The organism is Escherichia sp. MOD1-EC6098 (genome assembly GCF_002965865.1).
GTDB classification, from domain to species: Bacteria; Pseudomonadota; Gammaproteobacteria; order Enterobacterales; family Enterobacteriaceae; genus Escherichia; species Escherichia marmotae.
Genome location: NZ_PTSN01000008.1, coordinates 80,813 through 93,017 on the forward strand (window position 1 = coordinate 80,813; position 12,205 = coordinate 93,017).

The following is a 12,205-nucleotide window of genomic DNA, read 5'->3' on the forward strand; positions in this document are numbered from 1 at the left end:
CGAACATATTCATTTAAAACATAAAAATATAATTCACTAAAATGATAACGACATTATTATGATAATCGCTCTCTTACATGCAGGGAAACACTATCATTAAGGAAAAGAGTGCGGGTTCTGAGAATTAACGTTATTGAGTTGCCCGTCAGATATTCCGGCAAAAAAAAGCCACTCCCCAAAAGAAGTGGCTCAGATTGCTGACAAAGTGCGCTTTGTTCTTGCCGGATGCGGCGTAAACGCCTTATCCGGCCTACAAAATAGTGCAAATTCAATAAATTGCAGAAACGTTGTAGGCCTGATAAGCGCAGCGCATCAGGCAATGTTGCGTTTATCATCAGTCTTAGCCACTTCCCAAAAGAAGTGGCTTTTCACAACAGGCTACTACCTTAAACCGCAGTCTGGAAAATCACCCCATCCGCTTTTTCGGTGTACTGAGAAAGCTGGTTGAAGTTCAGATAACGGTAAGTATCAACGGCTGTTTTATCTACCTGCGCAACGTAGGTCTGGTACTCTTCCGGCGTTGGCAGTTTGCCAAGAAGCGCTGCAACGGCTGCCAGTTCCGCAGAAGCCAGGAAGACGTTCGCGCCAGTACCCAGACGGTTCGGGAAGTTACGGGTAGAGGTGGAAACCACCGTCGCGCCGTCCGCCACACGCGCCTGGTTACCCATGCACAGTGAACAGCCCGGGATCTCGATACGCGCGCCGCTCTTACCGAAGACGCTGTAGTAGCCTTCTTCTGTCAGTTGCGCGGCGTCCATCCGGGTTGGCGGTGCTACCCACAGGCGGGTCGGCAACTGGCCTTTATGCGCATCCAGCAGTTTACCTGCTGCACGGAAGTGACCGATGTTGGTCATGCAAGAACCGATAAACACTTCGTCGATCTTCTCGCCCTGAACCGCTGACAGCGGACGTGCGTCATCCGGATCGTTCGGTGCACAGAGGATTGGCTCTTTGATATCGGCCAGATCGATGTCGATCACTGCCGCGTATTCGGCATCAGCATCGGCTTCCAGCAGCTCAGGATCCGCCAACCATTTTTCCATGCCCTGAATACGACGTTCCAGGGTACGACGATCGCCGTAACCTTCCGCGATCATCCACTTCAGCAGGACAATGTTGGAGTTCAGGTATTCGATGATCGGCTCTTTGTTCAGCTTGATGGTACAGCCCGCAGCGGAACGTTCAGCGGAAGCATCGGTCAACTCAAATGCCTGCTCAACTTTCAGATCCGGCAGGCCTTCAATTTCCAGAATGCGACCAGAGAAGATGTTTTTCTTACCTTTCTTCTCAACGGTCAGCAGACCTTGCTTGATTGCGTACAGCGGGATCGCGTGTACCAGATCGCGCAGGGTGATGCCCGGCTGCATTTTGCCTTTAAAGCGCACCAGAACGGATTCCGGCATATCCAGCGGCATGACGCCAGTCGCCGCAGCAAACGCGACCAGACCAGAACCTGCCGGGAAGGAGATACCGATCGGGAAACGCGTATGGGAGTCACCACCGGTGCCCACGGTATCCGGCAGCAGCATACGGTTCAACCAGGAGTGGATTACGCCATCACCTGGGCGCAGCGACACACCGCCACGGTTCATAATGAAGTCAGGCAGCGTATGGTGCGTGTTAACGTCAACCGGCTTCGGATACGCCGCTGTATGACAGAAAGACTGCATCACCAGGTCAGCCGAGAAGCCCAGGCACGCCAGGTCTTTCAGTTCATCACGGGTCATTGGGCCGGTAGTGTCCTGAGAGCCGACAGACGTCATTTTCGGTTCGCAGTAAGCGCCCGGACGAATGCCTTTCACGCCACAGGCGCGACCCACCATTTTCTGTGCCAGCGAGAAGCCACGATCGCTTTCAGCGACATCTTTCGCCTGACGGAACACATCGCTCTGCGGCAGACCGAGCGCTTCACGCGCTTTGGTGGTCAGACCGCGACCGATAATCAGCGGAATACGACCGCCCGCCCGCACTTCATCAATCAGTACGTCGGTTTTTAGTTCAAAGGTCGCCAGCAGTTCACCGGTTTCGTGGTTACGCACTTCACCTTTGTACGGGTAAACGTCAATCACGTCGCCCATATTCAGGTTGGAAACGTCCACTTCAATTGGCAGTGCACCGGCATCTTCCATCGTGTTAAAGAAGATTGGCGCAATTTTGCCGCCGAGACACAGACCGCCGCCGCGTTTGTTCGGCACATGTGGAATATCGTCGCCCATAAACCACAGTACAGAGTTAGTGGCGGATTTACGCGAAGACCCCGTACCCACAACGTCACCCACATAAGCCAGCGGGAAACCTTTCTGTTGCAGGGCTTCGATCTGCTTGATCGGGCCAACAACACCGGGTTGATCTGGCTCGATCCCTTCGCGGGCGTTTTTCAGCATCGCCAGCGCGTGCAGCGGGATATCCGGGCGTGACCACGCATCCGGTGCCGGAGAGAGGTCATCAGTGTTGGTTTCGCCGGTGACCTTGAAGACGGTAACGGTCAGTTTTTCAGCCAGTGCCGGGCGATTCAGGAACCATTCAGCATCCGCCCAGGACTGCATAACCTGCTTCGCGTATTTGTTACCTGCTTTGGCTTTCTCTTCTACGTCATAGAAGTTATCGAACATCAGCAGCGTGTGGGACAGTGCTTTAGCAGCGATCGGTGCCAGTTTGGCATCGTCCAGCGCGTCGATCAGCGGATGAATGTTGTAACCACCCTGCATGGTGCCCAGCAGTTCAATGGCTTTTTCCGGAGTCAGCAGCGGAGATTTGGCTTCACCTTTTGCGACGGCGGCCAGGAAGCCTGCTTTTACATAGGCTGCTTCATCGACGCCAGGGGGAACACGGTTGGTTAACAGATCTAACAGGAATTCTTCTTCGCCCGCGGGCGGGTTTTTCAGCAGCTCTACGAGCGCGGCCATTTGGTTTGCATCCAGGGGTTTGGGCGCAATCCCCTCAGCGGCACGCTCAGCTACGTGCTTACGGTATTCTTCTAGCACGACGGTTCTCCTCGCTCTCATTGTCATAGTGCGGCAGGCGATTCTCTTCACGCTCCTGTGAGACAGCAGTTTGTAGGGTAAATGCCCAGTACCGCAACGGGCAGAATAGCAGGATTTTGACGATGTGTTAATCTGTTTACAAAAAAGCAACATAAAAAAGTGGCTGAATCGTTAAGGATAGTCTAGAGATTGTTTCCCTCCGAAAAACCTGTTAATTCGCATTGTGATAATCACCCTTCTCAACAAATCCCAACATTAGTCAAAATTTAAACTACCGCCTCTTTATACTCGTGTCTACAGCACCTGCGGGTGGCAGTTCGTCGACCATTGCGATTTCCTTGAGATCAGGACTATGAAAATTACTTTGCCGTTTAAACCCCATGTGCTGGCGCTAATTTGCAGCGCCGGGCTATGTGCCGCTTCCGGTACGTTGTATGTGAAAAGTCGCACGGTGGAAGCCCCCGTAGTAGCGCAATCAACACAACAGCCTGCGCCTGACGTCGCTGCGGTTACGCTTCCTGCAACAGTTTCCATGCCCCCGGTAACGCCTGCCGTCGTCAAATCTGCCTTCAGTACTGCGCAAATCGATCAATGGCTCGCACCTGTCGCGCTGTACCCCGATGCACTGCTTTCGCAAGTGCTGATGGCATCGACCTATCCGGCAAATGTCGCCCAGGCCGTGCAGTGGTCGCACGATAACCCGCTCAAACAAGGCGATGCGGCTATTCAGGCAGTATCCGGTCAGCCGTGGGATGCCAGCGTCAAATCACTGGTGGCTTTTCCGCAATTGATGGCGTTGATGGGTGAAAACCCGCAGTGGGTACAAAATCTTGGCGATGCGTTTCTGGCGCAGCCGCAGGATGTGATGGACTCGGTACAACGTTTGCGGCAACTGGCGCAACAAACCGGGTCACTGAAGTCATCAACTGAACAGAAAGTTATTACGACCACGAAGCAAGCCGTACCGCTAAAACAGACTGTCACGGCTCCTGTCACACAATACAATACCGTTTCAACATCCAGCCCCGTCGTCGCAGAACCTGCGCCGACCGTAATAACCATTGAGCCAGCCAATCCGGATGTAGTTTATATTCCCAACTACAACCCAACCGTGGTTTACGGGAACTGGGCCAATACCGCGTATCCGCCGGTTTACCTGCCGCCACCAGCCGGAGAACCGTTTGTTGACAGCTTCGTGCGCGGATTCGGCTACAGCATGGGCGTTGCCACCACATACGCGTTATTCAGCAGCATCGACTGGGATGACGACGATCATGACCACCATCACCACGACAACGATGATTATCATCACCACGACGGTGGTCATCGTGACGGCAACGGCTGGCAACACAACGGCGACAACATCAACATCGACGTCAACAATTTCAACCGTATCACCGGTGAGCATCTTACGGATAAGAATATGGCATGGCGGCACAATCCGAATTACCGCGATGGTGTGCCTTATCATGATCAGGATATGACTAAGCGATTTCATCAAACCGATGTCAAAAGCGGTATGAGCGCCACACAACTACCCGCACCGTCGCGCGACAACCAGCGCCAGGCGGCTGCAAGTCAGTTTCAGCAACGAACACATGCTGCACCAGTCACTACGCGCGACACCCAACGTCAGGCTGCGGCACAGCGGTTTAATGAGGCGGAACACGATGGGAGTTATGACGACTTCCGCGAGTTCAGCCGTCACCAGCTACTGACCCGGCAGCAAAAGGACACCGCTCGCCAGCGTTATCAATCGGCCTCTCCTGAGCAGCGCCAGGCAGTCCGCGAGAAAATGCAAACCAGCCCGCAGAATCAGCAGCGAAGAGAGGCGGCACGTCAGCATATTCAGTCCACTACTCCCGAACAGCGCCAGGTATTTAAAGAAAAAGTACAGCAGCGCCCGCAGAACCAACAACAGCGTGATAACGCCCGCCAGCGTATTCAATCGGCATCACCAGAACAGCGGCAGGTCGCACGCGCGAGAATTCAGGAGAGTCACCCGCAGCGTTTAAACGACAATAACCGTCCGGCCAGACTGAATAACGAACAACGGTCAGCGGTACGCGAACGGTTGTCTGAGCGTGGAGCAAGACGACTGGAAAGGTAAATTGCAGGCATAAAAAAAGCGGCGCTGTTAGCCGCTTAAGACTGATGACAAACATCGAATTGCCCGATGCGCAAGCTTATCGGGCCTACACGGAACCTGCAATATATTGAATTTGCATGATTTTGTAGGCCGAATAAGGCGTTTACGCCGCATCCGGCGTAAACAACCAGCACTTTGCCAACAATCTGAAGCGTCAGAATAGCCGCTTCTTAATTTACCGGATGCCCCGGCACAAGAAAAATTACTTCTTCTTCGCTTTCGGGTTCGGCAGGTCGGTAATGCTACCTTCGAACACTTCTGCCGCCAGGCCCACAGACTCGTGCAGAGTCGGGTGCGCGTGGATGGTCAGCGCGATGTCTTCAGCGTCGCAACCCATTTCGATTGCCAGACCGATTTCACCCAACAGCTCGCCGCCGTTAGTACCGACAATCGCACCACCGATCACACGATGAGACTCTTTGTCGAAAATCAGCTTGGTCATACCGTCCGCGCAGTCAGAAGCGATCGCACGACCAGAAGCAGCCCACGGGAAGGTGGCAGTTTCGTAGCTGATGCCTTTCTCTTTCGCTTCTTTCTCGGTCAAACCCACCCATGCAACTTCTGGTTCGGTATAGGCAATAGACGGAATAACTTTCGGATCGAAGTAGTGTTTTTTACCGGCGATAACTTCAGCGGCAACGTGACCTTCGTGAACACCTTTGTGTGCCAGCATCGGCTGACCGACGATATCACCGATAGCAAAGATGTGTGGTACGTTGGTACGCAGTTGTTTGTCAACGCGGATGAAGCCACGGTCGTCCACTTCCACGCCTGCTTTGCCTGCGTCGAGGTTTTTACCGTTCGGCACACGACCAATCGCCACCAGCACGGCGTCGTAACGCTGTGGTTCAGCCGGTGCTTTTTTGCCTTCCATCGTCACGTAGATACCGTCTTCTTTTGCTTCAACGGCAGTGACTTTGGTTTCCAGCATCAGGTTGAATTTCTTGCTGATACGCTTGGTGAAGACTTTAACGATGTCTTTATCTGCTGCCGGGATAACCTGGTCGAACATTTCAACCACGTCAATCTGTGAACCCAGCGCGTGGTATACCGTCCCCATTTCCAGACCGATGATACCGCCACCCATAACCAGCAGGCGTTCTGGCACTTCTTTCAATTCCAGAGCGTCGGTGGAGTCCCAGATACGCGGATCTTCATGCGGAATAAACGGCAGTTGGATCGGGCGAGAACCCGCCGCGATGATCGCATTGTCGAAGTTGATCACAGTCTTACCGTTCTCACCTTCAACTTCCAGGGTGTTCGCCCCGGTGAATTTACCCAGACCGTTGACCACTTTCACTTTACGGCCTTTCGCCATACCAGCCAGACCGCCGGTCAGTTGAGTGATAACTTTCTCTTTCCAGGTACGAATCTTGTCGATATCGGTTTTCGGCTCACCGAAAACGATACCGTGTTCAGCCAGTGCTTTGGCTTCTTCGATAACTTTTGCTACGTGCAGCAGTGCTTTAGAAGGGATACAGCCGACGTTCAGGCAAACACCGCCGAGGGTGTTGTAGCGTTCTACGATTACGGTTTCCAGACCTAAATCAGCGCAGCGGAAGGCAGCGGAGTAACCTGCGGGGCCTGCCCCAAGTACCACGACCTGAGTTTTGATTTCAGTACTCATCATGACCTCTATATATTTATCTCCGGCGGGTCTGACGTTTTTTTTATGACGCCCATTATCCACCGGGTCGTTCTATCCGTCGGTATTTTACAAAATTGTTAACAATTTTTAAACAACAAACGGCAACCGATTTGTCTATTACCTGATAACCTCAATATATTCATAAGATTACCAGAAAAAAGCCGGCCGTTGGGCCGGCTCTTTTATTTACATCACCAGACGGCGAATGTCAGACAGCGTGTTGTTAATGATGGTAATGAAACGCGCACCATCAGCACCGTCGATCACGCGGTGGTCAAAGGAGAGAGAAATCGGCAGCATCAGACGCGGCACGAACTCTTTACCATTCCACACAGGTTCCATCGCGGACTTGGAAACGCCGAGGATAGCCACTTCCGGTGCGTTCACAATCGGCGCGAAGTGGGTAGTACCCAGGCCGCCGATACTGGAGATGGTGAAGCAACCACCCTGCATTTCGCCCGCAGTCAGCTTACCGTCACGCGCTTTCTTGGAAATGGTCATCAGCTCGCGAGACAGCTCGATGATGCCTTTCTTGTTGACGTCTTTGAATACCGGAACAACCAGACCGTTCGGAGTATCCACCGCCACACCGATGTTGATGTATTTCTTCAGGGTCAGACGCTGACCGTCTTCCGACAGAGAACTGTTGAAGCGAGGCATCTGCTCAAGTGCCGCAGCAACGGCTTTCATGATGAAGACAACCGGGGTGATCTTCACATCCAGCTTACGTTTCGCAGCTTCTTCGTTCTGCTGTTTACGGAACGCTTCCAGCTCGGTGATATCGGTTTTGTCGAAGTGGGTAACGTGCGGGATCATCACCCAGTTACGGCTCAGGTTAGCACCAGAGATTTTCTGAATGCGACCCAGTTCCACTTCTTCGATTTCACCAAACTTGCTGAAGTCCACCTTCGGCCACGGCAACATGCCTGGGATACCGCCGCCAGTCGCTGCCGGAGCCGCTTCTGCACGTTTGATGGCTTCTTTCACATAAGCCTGAACGTCTTCGCGCAGGATACGACCTTTACGGCCAGTGCCCTTCACTTTCGCCAGGTTAACGCCGAACTCGCGAGCCAGACGGCGGATCAGCGGAGTCGCGTGAACATAAGCGTCGTTTTCAGCAAATTCAGATTTGCCTTCCGCTTTTGCAGCCGGTGCTGCTGCCGGAGCTTCAGCTTTTGCAGCCGGGGCCGGAGCAGCCGCTTCCTGTTTCGCCGGAGCTGCAGCAGGCGCAGCGCCTTCAACTTCGAAGATCATAATCAGCGAGCCAGTTTTCACTTTGTCGCCAACATTCACTTTCAGTTCTTTCACCACGCCCGCGAACGGAGCCGGAACTTCCATAGAAGCTTTGTCGCCTTCTACGGTGATCAGTGACTGCTCAGCGGTAACTTTGTCGCCCACTTTCACCATCACTTCGGTCACTTCAACTTCGTCGCTGCCGATATCCGGAACGTTAACGTCTTTTGCCGCCGCAGCCGCTGGTGCTGCTGCCGGAGCTGCTTCTTTCTTCTCTTCTGCCTGAGCAGGTGCAGCGTCTGCTGCACCGTCGGCGGAATCGAAAATCATAATCAGTGCGCCGGTCTGGGTTTTATCGCCAACAGAGACTTTGATCTCTTTAACGATACCCGCCTGCGGAGACGGAACTTCCATAGAGGCTTTGTCGCCTTCTACGGTGATCAGCGACTGTTCGGCTTCAACTTTGTCGCCCACTTTGACCAGGATCTCGGTGATTTCAACTTCATCAGCCCCGATGTCCGGTACTTTGATTTCGATAGCCATTATTCTTTTACCTCTTACGCCAGACGCGGGTTAACTTTATCTGCATCGATGTTGAATTTGGCGATTGCGTCAGCAACCACTTTCTTATCGATTTCGCCACGTTTAGCCAGTTCGCCCAGCGCCGCAACCACGACATAAGAAGCATCAACTTCAAAGTGGTGACGCAGGTTCTCACGGCTGTCGGAACGACCGAAGCCATCAGTACCCAGTACGCGGTAGTCGTCAGCCGGTACGTAAGTACGGACCTGCTCAGCGAACAGTTTCATATAGTCGGTAGATGCCACTGCCGGAGCGTCGTTCATCACCTGAGCGATGTACGGAACGCGCGGAGTTTCCAGCGGATGCAGCATGTTCCAGCGTTCACAATCCTGACCATCACGCGCCAGTTCGGTGAAGGAGGTCACGCTATAAACGTCAGAACCTACGCCGTAATCTTTCGCCAGGATCTGTGCTGCTTCACGGACGTGGCGCAGGATAGAACCGGAGCCCAGCAGTTGAACTTTACCTTTGCTACCTTCAATGGTTTCGAGTTTGTAGATACCTTTACGGATACCTTCCTCAGCACCTTCCGGCATTGCCGGCATGTGGTAGTTTTCGTTCAGCGTGGTGATGTAGTAGTAAACGTTCTCTTGTTTTTCACCGTACATACGCTCCAGACCATCATGCATGATGACAGCAACTTCGTAAGCGTAAGCCGGGTCGTAAGAAATACAGTTCGGGATAGTCAGCGACTGAATGTGGCTGTGACCATCTTCGTGCTGCAGACCTTCGCCGTTCAGGGTGGTACGACCGGAAGTACCGCCGATCAGGAAGCCACGCGCCTGCTGGTCGCCAGCCGCCCAGCACAGATCGCCAATACGCTGGAATCCGAACATCGAGTAATAGATGTAGAACGGAATCATCGGCAGATTGTTGGTGCTGTAAGAGGTCGCCGCAGCCAGCCAGGAACAACCTGCGCCCAGCTCGTTGATCCCTTCCTGCAGAATCTGACCTTTCTCGTCTTCTTTATAGTACGCAACCTGCTCGCGATCCTGCGGGGTGTACTGCTGACCGTTCGGGCTGTAGATACCAATCTGACGGAACAGACCTTCCATACCGAAAGTACGCGCTTCGTCAGCGATGATCGGCACAAGTCGGTCTTTGATCGACTTGTTCTTCAGCATCACGTTCAGGGCACGAACGAAAGCGATAGTGGTGGAGATCTCTTTGCTCTGTTCTTCCAGCAGCGCACCGAAGTCTTGCAGGCTCGGCAGCTCCAGCTTCTCGGTAAAGTTCGGCTGGCGGCTTGGCAGATAACCGTGCAGTTTCTGACGCTGAGCGTGCAGATAGGTATGCTCTTCAGAACCTTCCGGGAAGGTGATGTACGGCAGTTTTTCGATATCTGCATCAGACACCGGCACATTGAAACGGTCGCGGATATGGCGCACGCCGTCCATGTTCATTTTCTTAACCTGGTGCGCAATGTTTTTACCTTCAGCCGCATCGCCCATGCCGTAACCTTTAATGGTATGAGCAAGGATTACTGTCGCTTTGCCTTTGGTTTCCTGCGCTTTCTTGAATGCAGCGTAGATTTTCTTCGGATCGTGACCGCCACGGTTCAATGCCCAGATCTGCTCGTCAGTCCAGTCTGCAACCAGCGCTGCGGTTTCCGGATATTTACCGAAGAAGTGTTCACGAACGTACGCACCATCTTTCGATTTGAAGGTCTGGTAGTCGCCGTCAACGGTTTCGTTCATCAGTTGGATCAGTTTACCGCTGGTATCTTTACGCAGCAGCTCATCCCAACGGCTACCCCACATCACTTTGATCACGTTCCAGCCAGCACCTTCGAAGATGCCTTCCAGTTCGTTGATGATCTTGCCGTTACCGGTGACCGGGCCGTCAAGACGCTGCAGGTTACAGTTGATAACGAAGACCAGGTTATCCAGTTTTTCACGGGTAGCGATGGTGATCGCACCTTTGGATTCTGGTTCGTCCATCTCGCCGTCACCAAGGAATGCGTAAACGGTCTGTTTAGAGGTATCTTTCAGGCCACGGTGTTCCAGATATTTCAGGAACTTCGCCTGGTAGATAGCACCGATTGGCCCCAGCCCCATAGATACGGTCGGGAACTGCCAGAATTCCGGCATCAGTTTCGGGTGCGGGTAGGAAGAGAGGCCATTACCGTGGACTTCCTGACGGAAATTATCCAGTTGCTCCTGAGTCAGACGACCTTCCAGGAAAGCTCGTGCGTAAACGCCCGGGGAGATGTGCCCCTGGAAGTAAACCAGGTCGCCGCCATCCTGCTCGTTGCGTGCACGGAAGAAGTGGTTAAAACACACATCATAAATGGTTGCGGAAGACTGGAAAGACGCCATGTGGCCGCCCAGTTCCAGATCTTTTTTGGATGCACGCAGAACCGTCATGATGGCGTTCCAGCGGATAGCTGAACGAATACGGCGTTCCAGTTCCAGATTACCCGGATACTCCGGCTGTTCTTCAACGGGGATGGTGTTGATGTAGTTGCTGACGCCGGTGCCTGCGGCTACGTTGACTCCGCCTTTGCGGGCTTCAGCAAGCAGTTGGTCGATCAGATACTGAGCACGCTCAACACCTTCTTCACGGATGACCGATTCGATCGCCTGGAGCCAGTCGCGAGTTTCGATCGGATCCACGTCATTTGGGAAACGTTCTGACATGGGTTATTCCTTATCTATCTAATAACGTTGAGTTTTCTGGAACCTGTCCCATTGAACTCTCGCTGGAAAGCTCAATAAGACAGGTTCTACGTTTAGTTGCTGCGCTTTTATATGCGCTTGATTTACAACATCTTCTGGCTAATTTTCACCAGAAAAATCACTAATTCTTTCGTTGCTCCAGACGGCGCAGAGAACGTTCACGGCGGCTCTCCTCACGGCTTCTGTCGAGCAAGATTTCTTCGATAAAGGCCAGATGGCGATGCGATGCTTCGCGCGCTTCTTCTGGCTTACCGGCCATAATTGCTTCGAATATGCGAGTGCGGTGACTACTCACCAGCGGCAGCATCTCTCGACGCGAATAGAGCAATTCGAAGTTTTGACGGACATTCTGGGCCAACATCGGCTCCATACACCTTAGCAGATGAAGCAAAACCACATTGTGGGCCGCTTCGGTGACGGCAATCTGATACTGGAGTACGGCGTTTGATTCCGCGTCCAGATCGCCAGACTGCTGCGCCAGCTCTATGGCGTGGTGGAGTTCACGAATGCGTTCCTTGTCTTCATCGGTACTACGCAACGCGGCGTAATAGGCGGCTATGCCTTCCAGGGCGTGTCGTGTTTCGAGCAAGTCGTATTGTGATTCAGGATGGTCGGAGAGCAGCTCCACCAGCGGATCGCTGAAGCTTTGCCAGAGGCTGCTCTGGACAAAAGTGCCGCCACCCTGGCGACGAAGCAACAAGCCCTTCGCTTCGAGACGTTGAATCGCCTCACGCAAGGAGGGACGGGAGACGTCGAACTGTTTCGCCAGTTCGCGTTCCGGTGGGAGTTTTTCACCAGGGCGAAGGGTGCCCTCGAGGATCAAAAACTCCAGTTGCTGCTCAATCACATCGGAGAGTTTTGGTTGGCGGATTTTGCTGTAGGCCATGAGTTCCTGTCTTAAGCCACTTGCCGAAGTCAATTGGTCTTACCA

6 protein-coding genes are annotated in these 12,205 nt (G+C 53.1%); 1 reads left to right on the forward strand and 5 read right to left on the reverse strand.

All coding sequences use genetic code 11. From position 1 onward, the window contains the following. Positions 1-386: 386 nt before the first annotated feature. The gene (acnB, locus tag C0K55_RS10950) at positions 387-2,984 is read right to left on the reverse strand and encodes a bifunctional aconitate hydratase 2/2-methylisocitrate dehydratase (protein ID WP_001517749.1); all 2,598 of its coding nucleotides are present in this window, start codon (positions 2,982-2,984) and stop codon (positions 387-389) included. 352 nt (positions 2,985-3,336) lie between these two features. On the opposite strand from acnB, the gene C0K55_RS10960 reads away from it, so the two are divergent. Then, the gene (locus C0K55_RS10960; protein WP_105266406.1) at positions 3,337-5,094 is read left to right on the forward strand and encodes a DUF3300 domain-containing protein; all 1,758 of its coding nucleotides are present in this window, start codon (positions 3,337-3,339) and stop codon (positions 5,092-5,094) included. Positions 5,095-5,335: 241 nt separating this feature from the next. Here the strand turns inward: C0K55_RS10960 and lpdA are convergent, their stop codons facing one another. The 4 genes from lpdA to pdhR form a co-directional block, all read right to left on the reverse strand. Then, positions 5,336-6,760 (reverse strand): dihydrolipoyl dehydrogenase, encoded by a 1,425-nt coding sequence (gene lpdA, locus C0K55_RS10965; protein ID WP_000102487.1) that lies wholly within the window; start codon positions 6,758-6,760, stop codon positions 5,336-5,338. Between the two features lie 207 nt (positions 6,761-6,967). Then, positions 6,968-8,557: a pyruvate dehydrogenase complex dihydrolipoyllysine-residue acetyltransferase gene (gene aceF, locus C0K55_RS10970; protein ID WP_105266407.1), complete on the reverse strand. Its 1,590-nt coding sequence runs from the start codon at positions 8,555-8,557 to the stop codon at positions 6,968-6,970. A 14-nt stretch (positions 8,558-8,571) separates the two neighbouring features. Next, a complete protein-coding gene (aceE, locus tag C0K55_RS10975) occupies positions 8,572-11,235 on the reverse strand; it encodes a pyruvate dehydrogenase (acetyl-transferring), homodimeric type (RefSeq protein ID WP_000003835.1) in 2,664 nt (887 codons plus the stop codon). 160 nt (positions 11,236-11,395) lie between these two features. Further along, complete coding sequence (gene pdhR, locus C0K55_RS10985; RefSeq protein WP_000331776.1) at positions 11,396-12,160, reverse strand: pyruvate dehydrogenase complex transcriptional repressor PdhR; 765 nt, start codon at positions 12,158-12,160, stop codon at positions 11,396-11,398. Positions 12,161-12,205: the final 45 nt, after the last annotated feature.